Annotated in this window: 10 protein-coding genes; 4 read left to right on the top strand and 6 right to left on the bottom strand. The window is 61.7% G+C overall.

Going from position 1 to position 13,866, the window contains the following annotated elements:
• The first annotated feature begins 301 nt into the window (after positions 1–301).
• Together CSQ87_RS02980 and CSQ87_RS02975 are read left to right on the top strand one after the other, a co-directional pair.
• Positions 302–742, top strand: coding sequence for a (deoxy)nucleoside triphosphate pyrophosphohydrolase (locus CSQ87_RS02980; protein WP_100512378.1), 441 nt, complete (start codon positions 302–304; stop codon positions 740–742).
• Positions 743–798: 56 nt separating this feature from the next.
• Positions 799–4,095: a DUF3427 domain-containing protein gene (locus tag CSQ87_RS02975; RefSeq protein WP_100512377.1), complete on the top strand. Its 3,297-nt coding sequence runs from the start codon at positions 799–801 to the stop codon at positions 4,093–4,095.
• Between the two features lie 145 nt (positions 4,096–4,240).
• Here CSQ87_RS02975 and CSQ87_RS02970 read toward each other — a convergent pair whose 3' ends face one another.
• Together CSQ87_RS02970 and CSQ87_RS10995 are read right to left on the bottom strand one after the other, a co-directional pair.
• Positions 4,241–4,525 (bottom strand): hypothetical protein, encoded by a 285-nt coding sequence (locus CSQ87_RS02970; RefSeq protein ID WP_100512376.1) that lies wholly within the window; start codon positions 4,523–4,525, stop codon positions 4,241–4,243.
• Positions 4,522–4,842: a hypothetical protein gene (locus CSQ87_RS10995; RefSeq protein WP_207761081.1), complete on the bottom strand. Its 321-nt coding sequence runs from the start codon at positions 4,840–4,842 to the stop codon at positions 4,522–4,524. Before CSQ87_RS10995 ends, CSQ87_RS02970 begins: the two co-directional genes overlap by 4 nt.
• Positions 4,843–5,044: 202 nt before the next feature.
• Here CSQ87_RS10995 and CSQ87_RS02960 point away from each other — a divergent pair, with 202 nt between their 5' ends.
• Positions 5,045–5,461, top strand: a complete 417-nt coding sequence (locus CSQ87_RS02960) for a DUF4186 domain-containing protein (protein WP_100512375.1) — start codon at positions 5,045–5,047, stop codon at positions 5,459–5,461.
• 344 nt (positions 5,462–5,805) lie between these two features.
• Here the strand turns inward: CSQ87_RS02960 and CSQ87_RS02955 are convergent, their stop codons facing one another.
• The 3 genes from CSQ87_RS02955 to CSQ87_RS02945 form a co-directional block, all read right to left on the bottom strand.
• The gene (locus CSQ87_RS02955) at positions 5,806–6,375 is read right to left on the bottom strand and encodes a TetR/AcrR family transcriptional regulator (RefSeq protein ID WP_100512374.1); all 570 of its coding nucleotides are present in this window, start codon (positions 6,373–6,375) and stop codon (positions 5,806–5,808) included.
• A 255-nt stretch (positions 6,376–6,630) separates the two neighbouring features.
• Positions 6,631–9,036, bottom strand: a complete 2,406-nt coding sequence (locus CSQ87_RS02950) for a YhgE/Pip family protein (protein ID WP_479856249.1) — start codon at positions 9,034–9,036, stop codon at positions 6,631–6,633.
• Positions 9,033–11,717 (bottom strand): YhgE/Pip domain-containing protein, encoded by a 2,685-nt coding sequence (locus CSQ87_RS02945; protein ID WP_165776715.1) that lies wholly within the window; start codon positions 11,715–11,717, stop codon positions 9,033–9,035. Before CSQ87_RS02945 ends, CSQ87_RS02950 begins: the two co-directional genes overlap by 4 nt.
• Positions 11,718–12,220: 503 nt before the next feature.
• Here CSQ87_RS02945 and CSQ87_RS02940 point away from each other — a divergent pair.
• Positions 12,221–13,015, top strand: a complete 795-nt coding sequence (locus CSQ87_RS02940) for a hypothetical protein (protein ID WP_133122327.1) — start codon at positions 12,221–12,223, stop codon at positions 13,013–13,015.
• Positions 13,016–13,159: 144 nt separating this feature from the next.
• On the opposite strand, the gene CSQ87_RS02935 is transcribed toward CSQ87_RS02940, so the two are convergent.
• Positions 13,160–13,825 carry a hypothetical protein gene (locus CSQ87_RS02935; RefSeq protein WP_100512371.1) on the bottom strand — a complete coding sequence of 222 codons (666 nt, stop codon included), beginning with the start codon at positions 13,823–13,825 and terminating at the stop codon, positions 13,160–13,162.
• Positions 13,826–13,866: the final 41 nt, after the last annotated feature.

Genomic DNA, 13,866 nt, shown 5'->3' with positions numbered 1-13,866 from the left:
GGCGGTTTTCGGTCGATTCTGGGCCGATTCCGGTCCGGTTCTGGGCCGAAAACTCGAGTTGTGAGGCTTTGTTTGCGGTAAACGGCATATTTCCGTTGTAACGGGCATACGAAAACGTTGATTTTCCGCGGATCCTCGCGGCGCTCGATGACGGGCTCCCAGACAGAAGCCTCACAACTCGGTATTGTGCGCGATTATTCGTTCGTCGGCACGGATATCCTGGGTATTTTGAGCGCTCTGATGAGCGTTGGATGAGCGTTGATCGTGCAGGAGAGCGCAGGAAGGCCTGAGGAGGGTAACGATGAGCGACAGCAAGATCGAAGGTAAGAGCGAGCAGGATGAGCGCAGCCACAAGCAGATCCGCGTGGTGGGCGCGGCGATCGTGCGCGACGGCAAGGTGATGTGCGCGCAGCGCGGCGGCGGCAAGCAGCTGAGCGGCAAATGGGAGTTCCCCGGCGGCAAGATCGAACCGCATGAGACCCCGCGCGAGGCCCTGCACCGCGAGATCGAGGAGGAGCTGCTGTGCGAGGTCGAGATCGGCGACGAAGTGTGCACCGACTCCTATGACTACGACTTCGGCACGGTGACCCTCACCGTGTTCGTCTGCCACCTGCTCGCCGGCGAGCCCCGCCGCACCGAGCATCAGGAATTCCGCTGGCTCACCCCCGCCGACATGCCCACCCTAGACTGGGCCCCCGCCGACCACAAAGCCGTCAAGCTTATTTCCGCTATGCGGTTCTGACTTTCGTTGTTTGGTGCGTCGGATACCCTGGCCGTAATCACGGTAAGGGGGTTGCGATGTCGAGCGCGCTGGGATCGGAACAGATCGTCGATCAGGACGAATTCGGTGAGACGGTAGGAACCGAGCCTGCTCGGGAAGCCCCGGAAGACCGGGAAGGCAGCCGATCTTCCGTTGAAGTAGCTACGCAGGCGCTGGTGGAAGCCGATATCCGCTCCGGCCTGATTCAGGAGAATGACGATGCGCCGGGCGCCTATACGCCGAAACTGATCGCCAACCGTCCCGGCGCCACCATGCTTGATGAGCTTAGGGGAGAGCTCGAATCCAGCGACTCGTTCGATATATCGGTGGCGTTCGTGAACTCATTTGCCATTGGCTCATTGCGGCAAGCGTTCTCCGATTGGGCAGAGAAACGTACTGACGAAGGTTCAGGGCGAATCATCACTTCCACGAAGAATTACTTCAACGATCCGAAGACGTTCTGGGACCTGTCCCTTATACAGAAAAAGACGGGAATTGATGTTCGTATCTGGAACGGTGATGGAGAATCTTCATCCGGTGCGGAAAAAGCCAAGGCTCCGAATTTCCATCCCAAGGGTTATGTCTTCGTTCGGAAAACCAGTGACGACAGCTCCTACGTCAATTTGTACATCGGCAGTTCCAACCTCACGGAGACCGCGCTGACCACAAGACAGCGCGAATGGAATCTCAAGGTCTCGTCCCTGCCGGAAGGCGAACTGGTCCGGCAGGTTCGTGAGGAGCTTGATACCCAGATTGAGGAGTCCTTCCCGCTCACCGATGAGTGGATCAAACAGTACGAGGAGGATTTCAAGAAGTACGCTCCTCCACGTCGGGAGATCATCCGGGAAGTGGAAAACCGGAAGATCGAGCCGAATGCCATGCAGCGCGAAGCCCTTGAAAACTTGCAGAGGCTCCGTGATGAGGGTGAGCACCGTGCGATTATCGTCTCCGCCACCGGTACCGGCAAAACCTATCTTTCCGCCTTTGACGTCCGGCAATATCGGCCCAAGCGAATGCTGTACATCGCTCAGCAGCATCAGATCCTCGTCAAGGCGATGGAATCGTTCCAGAAGGTGCTCGGCTGCCCGAAGGAGGAATTGGGCCTGTTCACCGGCACCAGCAAGGACTACGACCGCAAGTACGTGTTCGCCACCGTCCAGACGCTGAGCCGTCCGGAGGTGTTGGAGCGCTTCGCATCCGACGAGTTCGACTATGTGCTGGTCGATGAGGTCCACCACGCCGGTGCCGCCAGCTATCAACGGGTGATCGAGCATTTCAAGGACGCCGGATTTATCCTCGGCATGACGGCCACGCCGGAACGTACCGACGGCATCAACATCTTCAAACTGTTCGGCTACAACATCGCCTATGAGATCCGACTGCAGAAGGCCTTGGACGAGGACATGCTCTGCCCATTCGAATATCACGGAGTGGCTGAATACCTTGGCTCTGATGGTGAGACCATCAGCGTCCAGGACGGTATGAGTGCAAATGATTCCGATAAGTTGAACTACGAGATCAGTCAGCTGGCCACGCCGGAGCGCGTGCGGTACATCATCGACAAGCTACAGCAGTACGGTCAGTACCACCAGCAGATCACCGGACTGGTGTTCTGCAGTCGTCAGGAAGAGGCCGAGGCGCTGTCCGATCTGTTCAACCAGCAGTACAACCAGCAGATGGAGCGCAACTATCGCACGGCTGCCGTAACCAGTAACCGCTACCCGAAACAGGAGGATCGCGAACCACTGATCAAGCAGCTGGAGAACGGCGACCTCGATTACCTGTTCACCGTCGATCTGTTCAACGAAGGCGTGGACATCCCCTCGCTGAACCAGATCGTCATGCTGCGCAATACGCAGTCCAGCATCATCTTCACCCAGCAGCTCGGCCGCGGTCTGCGCAAGTTCCCGCATAAGGACCGGGTCGTCGTCATCGACTTCATCGGCAACTATGCGAACAACTATCTCATCCCCGTCGCCCTGTACGGCAACACCGGTGACCGTGACATCGCGCGCAAGAATCTGCAGCGCACGTCGATCGGCCTGTCGTCCATCAGTTTCGATCCGATCGCCAAGGAACGCGTGCTGAAGTCGCTGGACACGGCCGATTGGTCCGAGATGAAGAAGCTGGCCGAGCAGTACCGGCAGATCCGATATGAGTACGGCCGTATTCCCATGCTTACCGACGTCTACGATTACGATCCTTCGCTGCCGTTGACGCTTGCCACCAAGAAAAGCGATTATCTGGAATTTGTGCTCTCGCGAGAAAAGAGTATTGGTCGCGGTCGGAACGGTGACAGCGACGATGAACGGTTCATTGATCTGCTGGAACCGGTCTCCAAGGTGGAAACCGGCATTCTGAAGATGGCCACGGCCGCGCTGCTGCCCGGTCTTCGACCGCACGAGCTGGTGATTCTTGATGAGCTGTGCCGATTCCCGGAAGAGCGGCTGGACGATATCCGGAAGACCGATGATTCCGATGGCACTGACCGGCCGGTCTGGAGTAAGTCATCTTCGGCATTCGATCTGACCGTCGCCGATCTCACCGACCGTATCCGCAGCCGATTCCCGGAAGCCTACGTGACGGACGAGCAGATGGAATCCGCCATCCACGTACTTGATTACTCGTATTTTGATGACAGCCGGGACGGTTCCAGCCGTTCTCGGTTCGGTGGCACCCCGCTGATCGAATGCGATGCCGATGGCGTCTGCCGACTGACTGACGAGTTCGCTGACATGCTGGCCGAAAACCGGACTTTCCGTATTTTCTTTGCGGATACCCTGCGGACCGGTCTGCGTAATTGCCGTGATCTGTTCAAACGGTCCCGGGAACTTCGCCGTCCGTTGGATCGCGGATTCCTGTATGAGCAGAAGTATGCGCTCGCCGATGTGATGCGGTTGTGCGGCTGGCATAAGGAGCTTAACGGGCAGAACGTCGGTGGCTATTTCCGTCATCAGGAGACCGGGACCATGCCGATCTTCGTCAAGTATGCGAACAGCCAGTACGAGGATCGGTTCATCAACGCGCAGGAAATGTCGTGGTACAGCAAGAACGGTCGCACTCCGCAGTCGCCGGAATTCCGGTGGATGCGCGAGGGGATCGGCCCGGATTGGGATGACACACATTTCATCCCCTTGTTCGTCATGCGCCGGGAGGAGGCGGACGACAAGAAGTATTACTACGTCGGTCGGGTTGCTGCGTTGAAGCGTGCCGAGCTCACTCGCAAGCCAAACGCTTCCGGTGAGCAGGAGGTGAAGGTGACGTTGGCGACGCTGCGGCTGGCCCGTCCGCTTGATCCGGAGCTCTACCGTCACATCTCCGGTCAAAGCGAGTGAGCTCTACGGGGTGGAATGCAATCTGGCCGGAGTGTGCTCCGGTCAGATTGCAATGTTCGGTAGGTTCTATGACATCGAGTAGATATCTGGGGGCATTGTGGCTTGCTGGGCGCCTTGTCGATGGTGGGTTATGCAATGGTATGGCTTATGCGTCGATGTGGCGTGAGAGACGGTCAGTCATGGCGGCACGCGCCCACGCGCTTACAGTCATGTGATGACGTTTGGCATCCGCCTCGATCAGATGCCACATGGTGTCGCTCAGACGAATCGTACGCGGTTTGAGCGGTTCGGTGTCGGTTTCCCATGCGCGTCCCTCGAATGGCGTGACCTCGGCGTCGGGGAAACCGTTCTCGGCCTCCTCCGCCCACTTGTCCACCAGTTCATCGGTGATTTCGGTGCCGTTCTCGGCAATATAAGTGCGTCCGGTCATCGGCTCCTCCTTACTTCGTCGCGGAATCCTTTCGTCAGGTAGTTCGCGTGGATGATCAACGGTGTGTAGTCATCCAACCGAACGAACACAAGCTCGATGCCCCGGCCTTCGGCGTCGAAGCCGATCGTGGCCCAGCGGGGCGGTTCGGTGTCTCGGTCGCGATAGCGGATGACTGCGCCTCCGGAACCGGTTTCGTAGGCCGATCTGATCTGCTCGTCCGACAACCCGTGCGTCCGGGCATGTGGATGGATGATGATACGCACACTATCAAGCATACCCAAGAGCATACGGTCGCGCATACGATTGTCGGATGTCAATACTTCCTAGGCACTACTGCTTCAGCTTTTCGTACCTGTCCTCCCTATCCTTTCACTAACCTTGCAGAATCCTAACATGTTAGAATTCGCCGTTAACATGTTAGGATTCCTGCAATTTACTAAATCACGATTTAGTAGATTACGATTTAGTAAATCGTGATTTAGTAAATCACGATACGACTGATTACGATTGCTGCGGGTGATGGACGTGGCAGACGTAACAAATACGCAGAGCACAGACGGTGACCGGCGTACCGCGTGGATCGGGCGGACGTTGTCCCGGTTGACGACGAGTCGGTTCCGGGCGAAGTTCGTGCTCAGCGACAAGGATCGGGCGTACGCGCGGGCCAAGGGCAAGGAAACCATCGACCGGCATGCGCACGAAATGCTCGCCAAGCGGGTCGGACCGGCCGAACCGTACAAGGACGGCAAGCAGACGCCATGGCACGGGCATCCGGTGTTCACCGCCCAGCATGCGACAGCCACCTGCTGCCGCGGGTGCATCGAGAAGTGGCATCACATCCCCAAAGGGCGGGCGCTGACCGACGAGGAGATCGACCGGCTCGCCGCGCTGGTCATGGCATGGATCGAACGCGACCTACGGAATCATCCGGCGTAGGATTTCGCCGTCAAGCAAACGGCAGAGCCGTTTGTAGGCGAAATGCGAGCCGACAGGCGAGCGAAGGCCCGAAGCATTTTTTGCCTTCCCCTTGAGGGGAAGGTGGCCGGCGGATGCCGGTCGGATGAGGTGATGGTGTTCTCTGGCTTGACCACCCCCAGTCGGCTCCCGCCGACAGCCCCCGCCAGCGGGGGCGAGGAATCTTGTGCCCCCGCTGGACGAACAGTTCGGTGAACTGTTCGTAGCAGTGCGCTCCGCGCACGTCGCACAATAACGTCGGGGGCTGTCGAGCGTAGCGAGACTGGGGGTGGTCGAACTTGGCTCCAGGGGGAAGCCGAGAAGACCTACGCGCGTGCGATGGCGGGCCAGATCAGGGCGGTCATCTCGTGGGGCCAGTCGTCGCTGACCGCTCCGCGCAGCGCCTCGCAGGCGATCATCGAACCGAGTACCGTGCCGAACAGCATCTTCGTATTCAATCCGTCGCGGAAGACGCCGGCGTCGATGCCGCGACGGAAGAAATCGCCCAGCGTCCGCTCCTCCGGATCGATCACCTGCTGCACGATGTTGCGGAAGAAATCCTCCTCCGAACTGAGTACGATGCCGACGGCCTTCACTCCGATGCTGGTGGCGAACCGGTCGGCCATGCGATGCAGCAGCAGTTCCAGATTGCCCTGCGTGGGCTCCAGTTCGGCCAGCTCCGGCGACGAGGAGATCTCCAGCGACGTGATCTTGTTCAGCAGATCGTCGGCGTTCTGATACCGGCGGTAGATCGTGGTCTTGGCCACGCCGCTGCGGCGGGCCACCTCTTCGATCGAAACGCGGCCGAGCCCCTTGGACACGGCGATCTGCAGCGTGGCCTGCATGATCTTGCGATCGGTCTCCTTGCGCGTGCGTTCTGCCCGTGCGGAATTCATGGCAGCTCTTTTCTCTGAATGGTCTGAATGTTCTGTTGTGGGTCTTCCGCTGAGGGAAGCAAGTTTGACCACCCCCAGTCGGCTTTCGCCGACAGCCCCCGCCAGCGGGGGCGGGAAACCTGTTGCCCCCGCTGGACGAACAGTTCGGTGAACTGTTCGTAGCAGTGCGCTCCGCGCACGTCGCACAATAACGTCGGGGGCTGTCGAGCGGACGCGAGACTGGGGGTGGTCGAACCACTCATTCAGTCAAATCCCTTAGCTAATCAGCTTCGTGCTTTCCACCTTGGCCACATACCAGGTGTTGAACCGCACCAGCGGTTTGCGTAGCACCAGACCGAGCAGCAGCGTCGGCAGGACGAACAGCAGCAGCATGCCGATCTCCTTCCAATAGTCGTTGTGATAGATGCCGGCCGTGGCCGCGCGCATTGCGTTGATGGCGTGCGTGACGGGCAGGAACGGGCTGATGTCCGAGAAGAACTTCGGCATGACGGCCAGCGGATAGGCGCCGCCCGAACCGGAGATCTGCACGACGAGGAACAGCACGCCGATGGCCTTGCCCACGTTGCCGAACGAGACGACCAGCGTGTAGATCATGAAGTTGAACACGAGTCCGCCGAGCCAGCCCGACAGCATGTACAGCCACGGATGCACCGCCTGCACATGCAGGAACAGCAGGTTGCCGAGGCACACGCAGGTGGTCTGCGCGAGCGAGAGCACCGCGAACACCCCGAAGCGGCCCAGATACATCTGATGCGGACGGGGGTCTCCGAGCTCCTTGCGGATGCGATGCGAGACGGACGTCTTCAGCGTCACCGCCATGAGCAGCGAGCCGACCCACAGCGGCAGGAACGTGTAGAAGGGCGCGAGCGACGAGCCGAAATCGGCGACCGGGAACAGCGCCTTGCGTGTGATGCCGACCGGCGAGGCCAGCGACGTCGACAGTGCCTCCGGGTCGGATCCCAGTGCCTTCTTCAGCGCGTTCGCATCCCCGCTGTTCAGCGCCGACGCGATGTTCCTGCTGGTGGCCTTGATCCGGTTCGCCGAATCGTTGAGCTTGGTGGCCGTATCGTTCAGCGTCCGCTTCACACTCGCCATCTTGCCGCTCGCCGAAGCGGCGCCGTCGGTCAGGTCGTTCGTCACCTCGTCCAGCTTGCCGCTGTTGGCGTCAAGCGACGTGGCCAACGTGCTCACGTTGGCGGAAAGCTCGTCGATCTTCGGCTTGACGTCGTTGGTGAAATCGGAGCTCAGCCCGTTCACGCTGTTCTTCGCCTGCTCGGCGAGCTGGCTGATCTTCGCCCGGTCCTGCTGCGCCGTGGCGTTGCCGGACTCGATCTTCGCGGCCGCCGTGTTGAGCTGATCGCGCAGCTTGGTCTGCAGCGTGATCGTCGAATCCAATCCAGAAACCGCGGTGTTCAGCGCCGCCGCACTGTCCGAGGCCACGGTGCTGCCGAGGCTGGTCGCCGTGTCTCCGCTCAGTCCGGCGATCTGCCCGGCAAGCGTGGCGAGGTTCTTCCGGATCGTCGTATACGCCTGCACCTGCTGGTTCACCGCACTGGCCTGATCGCGCAGCGCCTTCGCGCTGTCCGCGCTCTGCGTGCCCACTGCGTCGTACACCGTGTCGATCTCGTCGCCCACGGCCCGGTAGCTGTTCGCGCTGGACGTCAACGCGGCGGCGAGCGACTTCGAGGAGGCCTTCATCGCGTCGGTGATCGTGCCGACCGACTGTTTCGCGCCCGAAGCGTCGTCGCCCACCTCCTTGGCCGCGCCCGACGCCTGTGCGAGCAGCTTCGAGGAGCCGGACAGCAGCGAATCCGCCGAATCCACCAGCTCCGAGTAGGTGCCGAGCGTGTCCGCCGCGTCGGCCAGCTGGCCGGAAAGATCCTCGATGTGCCCGTTGAGGCTGGCGATGCGGCTCTTCGTGTCGGCGTCGTCAAGATACTCCGACATCGAGGAGGCGATGTTCAGCGCCACGTCGGAGAGGGTCTTGGCGAAGATCTGGTTGATCTCCGCGGCCACCTCGTCCGCGCCCTCGCCGGTGACGTGCGGGGCCAGCGCGTTCTTCTTCTCGTTCGTGTAGTAGGTGAGCTTCGCGTGGGTCACGTCGTCGTCGAAGAACGTCATCATGTCCTTGCTGAACGACTTCGGGATCACCACGGCCGCATAGTATTTGCCGGATTTCGTTCCGTCGATGGCGTCATCGCGGCTGGTGAACGTCCACGCCAGCTGGCCGTTGGCGCGCAGCGCGGAGACCACCTGATCGCCCACGTTGACCTTCAGCGGCACGAGATCGCTTTTGTAGCCCTCGTCCACGCTGGCCACCGCGAACGTGAGGTTCTTGGTGTTGTTCAGCGGATTCCAGCTGGCCGCCACGTTGAACCAGGTGAACAGCGAGGGGATGGCGATCAGGCCGATCACGATGATGATCGAGACCACGTTGCCGTTGATGCGGCGCATGTCGCCGAGGAACAGCCGCCAGATCGGATGGCTGTGGTTATGCCGTGGTTGATCATGTTTGGCCTGATCGTGCTTGGTCTGGCCCTGCTTGGTCTGACTCTGTCCGGTCCGGTCCTTGCCGGTCTGATCGTGTTGCGTCGTGGTCATGGCATCGATTCCATTCCTGCCGTCATTCTCGCCGTTCTTGCCGTCGGTCATATCGCTCATGCCGAATGCCTGCCTTCCGGCTTGCCCGGCCGACCCGGTTTGCGGACCCCGAGCGTGCCCAGCGAGGGGATGCGCACCTTGAGCAGCTTGTCGCGCACCGAGAACGAGAACATCGACCGCACCTCGTCGTCCTTCATGGAGCTGAGCAGCATTTGGCGTTCGATGTTGTCGCGGATGTATTCGATGGCGATCAGGAAGCCGATGATGATCAGAATCCACAGGGTCCATGCGCCGAGGATGATCACCTTGCGGCTCGCGTCGCGGAAGACCGGGCTGACCGAGAACACGATCGCCAGAATGGCCGGCACCGCGAATCCGGCGATCAGCGCGCCGAGCCGCAGACGGGGGTACCGCTGGGCGAACCGGATGGCTCGGCGGCGGATGTGCGCACGGTATTCGTCACGGTTGGCGAGCATGCGGATCGCCTGCGAGAAGCGGTATTCGCGGTACGGGATCTCTGCCTGCTCGCCCACGATGATGTCGCTTTCGGCGATCTCCTTGGCGAACAGACGGTTGAGGTTTGTCAGATACGGCCGGGCGATCAGACCGAGCGCGAAGCTCGCCACCACGAACAGCATCAGCTTGCCCACATACTGGAACCAGTGGCCGTCGTAGAAACCGCCGATCGTCTCGCGCAGCGCATCGATCGAATAGGTGAACGGGAAGAACGGGTAGAGATGGCGGAAGAAGCCCGGCATCATCTCGATCGGGTAGACGCCCGAAGCGCCCGGGATCTGCACGATCACCAGCACCACGCACAGGCCCTTGCCCACATGCTGGAACGTCACCGACAATGCGTAGGTGATGCTCAGATAGGTGAGCGAGGTGATCACCGCCGTGCCCACGAAGGCCCAGGGGTTTGCCGCCTGCACGCCGATGATGAAATCGCCTACGCAGCACACCACCGCCTGCGCGACGGCCAGCATGGCGAGCAGCAGCCAACGGCTCATGTACCGCTGGGTGACGGTGAGATTGTCGATGCCCTCGTCGTCGGTCTCCAGCCGCACGATCACCATGAGCACGAACGCGCCCACCCACAGCGACAGATCGGTGAACAGCGGGGCCATGCCCGAACCGTACGAGTTCACCGGGTACAGCGTCTCCGTCCGCAGGGTGGTGGGGGAGAGCATGAAATCCGAGATCTTGTCGGCGTCGAGTTTGCCGTCGGTGCCGAGCAGATCGCCGATCACGTCGGCACTGGTGAGCGCGGCGATGTCGGTGCGGGCGGTTTCGAGGTCCTTCTGCATGTTCGCCAGCGTGCCGTCGGTGGATTTCAGTGCCTTGGCGGTGGTGGACAGCGTGGAGTCGAGCTGGTCGAGCATGACGGCGGTCTGATCGATCAGATGCCGCTGGTCGCTGATCGTGCCGCTCAGCGTGCTCGCCGTGGAGCTCAGACCGGCCAGTCCCGAGTTGATCTGCGGCAGGGTGGTGGTGCCGAGCGTATTGCGGTAGCCGTTCGCCGTGTCGATCGTGCTCTGCGTGGCGGAGGTGATCGCAGTGGTCGCGTTCGCCACCGCGTCGGCCGTTTTGCCGGTGTCGGTGTTCAGCGTATTGAGGTTCTTCAGCGTCTGCTGGGCGGTCTGGTTACGGGCCTTGAGGCCGATCTGCCCGGTGGACTGGTCGCCGTCCAGTATGGATTGCAGCTGATGCTTGATCGCATGACCGGCTTCGGTGTCCGCGGGCAGGGCCTTGACCGTCCGTTCCAGTTCGGCGATGATCTCGGCGTTGCGCGAGGTGACCGCCTCGCCGGTGCTGATCGCCGCGCCCACCTTGCCCTGAGCGCTCGCGATGGCGCCGGAGGCCTTGCCGACCGAGGTGTTGGCCTTGGCGGTGGCCTGGGAGAGCAGGCCGGTGCCGGTGTCGAGCGTGCCGGACATCGACGTCGAAAACTTGGTTACGGTGGTCTGCGTGGAGTTCAGCAGACCGGACGTGGTCTTCAGGCTCGCCGCGAGCAGATCGGTCTGTGCGCGCACCTGATCGAGGGAGGTCTTCGCGTCGGCGGTCTTCCGCTTGGCCGCGGAGACGGTGTCGTTGAGCTCGCCGATCGACTGGCGGGCGTTCCTGATCTTGCCGATCGTGCCGTTGAGTTCGGCGGAGGCCGTGTTCTTGTTGTCGGTGATCTTGCCTTCGACGTCGTCGATCTTGTCGTTAAGCACGCCGGCGGCCACCTTGCTCACCGTGGAGACGAAGGTGCTGTTGATCTGCCGGTCGAGCGTGCTGGAACCCACGTCGGTGATCTTCGGGGCGATCGCGTTGGCCTTCTCGTTCACGTAGTAGGTGATCTTCGGTTGCTGGAAGTCGCCGGTGAGCAGCGTGGCCAGATCCGAGCTGAAATCCTTCGGGATGATGAAGGCGGCGTAGCTTTTGCCGGCCTTCACCTCGTCGAGTGCCTCGTCCTTGGTGACGAAATGCCAGCCGAGATCGTGGTTCTTCCTGATGCTGGCCTCGATCTGGTTGCCGAGGTTGAGATCGCCGAGCGTCTCGTTGCTGGTGCCGGCGTCCTCGTTCGTCACGGCCACCTGGATCTTCGAGGTGTTGCCGTACGGATCCCAGAAGCCCACGATGTTGAACCATGCATAGAGCGAGGGGATGACGATCAGGCCGGCGCAGATCACCCACGCGGCGGGTACGCGAAGCAGGCGCAGCAGATCGCGCTTGACCACGCGCAGAACGTTTCTCATGGCATTCCCCTCGGTGCTGGTTGCCGATCGCCGGCTGGAGGCGTCGGCGTCGGTGCGGAAGGCCGGACGGGAGCGTGGCGATGTCGTCTGGGATCGTCGTGGCGTTGGTGCCACTGGTGTGGTCCACTGGTGTGGTCCATCTTCGTGGTCCATCGTCGTGGTGCTGGGACGATATCGTCAGGCAGCCCGGTCTCGGCGCAACGCCCATAGTAGCACTACGATTACCGTAGCGCTACAGGAACCGTAGTGTTACGGGGTGCGTGGGAGCCGGTGCGTGGATGTGCCGAAGTAGGTGTGTGACCGGCGGAGTCGGTGCGGGGACTGCTGTGGGGTGTGCTGCGGGGACTGCTGCGGGGCGTGCGGAATTTCACGGTCGGTCATCCTGAAGGGTGATGGCGCGGGCGTGGCGGGCGTCCTACACTGGAATCCGATGCGGGCATCGTCGTCGGCTGGTAGTGAGTGGTGCGGGCGATGATGCCGTCAACGCTGCGAGGGAGATGGATATGGCACATACCAGTACGTATCGCGTGGGGGAGTATCGCAAGTCGTCTCTGGGCAAACGCGGCAAAAGCGGCGGACGTGGGGAACGGCGGGGATCCGCGTCCGGTGCATGGGGCAAGCTGTGTGCGCTGTTCGGACTGATCTCGGTGGCGGTCGCCGTGGCGGTGGCGGCCAAGGGGATCGCGCCGGAGACGATTCCGGTGATCAAGGACCTGCCACTGGATTCGCTGCTGATCGCTTCGGGTGTGCTGATCGTGGTGACGATCGTGCTGATCGTCGGGGCGCGGTTGCGGGCCAAGGCGTCCGGCGGTCGCACCCGATCCACGGTGTGGGGCGTGTTCGCCGTGGTGCTGTCGTTGCTGTTCTCGGGGTGCGGACTGGCCGTGAACACCATGTTCTCCGATGGACTGGTGACCAAGCCGGTGCGCGACGAAGCGCCGGTGACCAACGCCGCCGCCATGCGCAAGGGCGTGGAGTCGGCATACGGCGCCTGCCCGGGAGGATGGAAGCCGGCCGACGCGAGCAGCTACCCGGGCGTGAAGTCGATCGAACTGTGCGTGAACACGCGAACGGCATATGCCACGTTCGAGAACAAGTCGGCGGTGTCGGTGTATCGCGCGCCGTTGCAGAGCAAGGCGCTGGAGCTGCTGGAGACCCATTCCGGAGAGGCGGCCGGCTCCGATTGGGCCACGCTCACCGGCACGACGTGGGTGGTCGTCGGCAAGAAGCAGCCGGCGCAGAAGCTGAGTAAGGCGTGGGGCGGCACCGTGGAGGATCTCGCGACGGTTCGTAAGTAGCGCGGGCACGGGGCGTTGGGCGCTACTGTGCGGTGGCGTGGATCGGCTCGCGGGGGATGTGACCCTCACGTGGGCCGGGTTTTTCATGTTTTGTAACGATTCAACCCGGCCCATGTGAGGTATGTCGTGTCGTGTAAACGGCGGTCAGGACTGGATGGTGGTGTCATCCGATCCGGTCAGGAAACTGCTGCTGGAGCCGGAGTTGTTGCCGGACGAGCTGGAGTCACCGTCGCTGGACGAGCCGGAATCGCTGCCGGAACCATTAGAGCTGCCATTCGAGCTGCCATTCGAACCAGGGCCACCCTGACCGCCGCTCGGCGGCTGCCCCATGCCGTTGCCGTTGGACGAGCCGCCGCTCTTGCCGCCAGGCCCCTGCATCATCTGCTGCTGACCGCCTCCATGTCCGCCGGTCACCGCGGTGACTGCGAAGGCGCCGCCGACGCCGCCGAACAGACCGCATACCAGCGAGATGCCGACCACGGCGGCCATCGTCTTGCCCCTGAGTCCGCCGAACTTCGGTTTGCCGGACTTCTTCTTGGCGTTTTCCGGCTGCTGACCCTGAGGCTGCTGGTTACGCGGTTGCTGGCTCTGCTGGGGGTGCAGCAGCTGATCGGTGCCGCCGGCCGGGTTCTCGGCGTTCGTCTGAGACGGGTACTGGTACGGGGTCTGTGCGTATCCGGCGTTCTGGGCGGGATCGGGATTCTGATATTCGCCGGTCTGCTGATATCCGGGGTTCTGTGCGTAACCGTTGTTGCCGGCCGTACGGATGGGAGTGGTGTTGTCGTTGGTGGTGGGATTGCCGTTGGTCATGATTGCTCCTTGATGTTGGTCGTTGATAGTCGTTGTTGGCC

Origin of the sequence: Bifidobacterium simiarum, from assembly GCF_002802905.1 — a bacterium.
In the GTDB taxonomy this organism is placed as follows: Bacteria; Actinomycetota; Actinomycetes; order Actinomycetales; family Bifidobacteriaceae; genus Galliscardovia; species Galliscardovia simiarum.
This window is presented reverse-complemented; position numbering and strand designations above follow the sequence as displayed.

Excerpts from the sequence above, each read along its gene's own strand:
- CSQ87_RS02980 (WP_100512378.1), top strand. The coding sequence starts at position 302 with ATGAGCGACAGCAAGATCGAAGGTAAGAGCGAGCAGGATGAGCGCAGC.
- CSQ87_RS02975 (WP_100512377.1), top strand. The coding sequence starts at position 799 with ATGTCGAGCGCGCTGGGATCGGAACAGATCGTCGATCAGGACGAATTC.
- CSQ87_RS02970 (WP_100512376.1), bottom strand. The coding sequence starts at position 4,525 with ATGACCGGACGCACTTATATTGCCGAGAACGGCACCGAAATCACCGAT.
- CSQ87_RS02960 (WP_100512375.1), top strand. The coding sequence starts at position 5,045 with ATGGACGTGGCAGACGTAACAAATACGCAGAGCACAGACGGTGACCGG.
- CSQ87_RS02955 (WP_100512374.1), bottom strand. The coding sequence starts at position 6,375 with ATGAATTCCGCACGGGCAGAACGCACGCGCAAGGAGACCGATCGCAAG.
- CSQ87_RS02950 (WP_479856249.1), bottom strand. The coding sequence starts at position 9,036 with ATGAGCGATATGACCGACGGCAAGAACGGCGAGAATGACGGCAGGAAT.
- CSQ87_RS02945 (WP_165776715.1), bottom strand. The coding sequence starts at position 11,717 with ATGAGAAACGTTCTGCGCGTGGTCAAGCGCGATCTGCTGCGCCTGCTT.
- CSQ87_RS02940 (WP_133122327.1), top strand. The coding sequence starts at position 12,221 with ATGGCACATACCAGTACGTATCGCGTGGGGGAGTATCGCAAGTCGTCT.
- CSQ87_RS02935 (WP_100512371.1), bottom strand. The coding sequence starts at position 13,825 with ATGACCAACGGCAATCCCACCACCAACGACAACACCACTCCCATCCGT.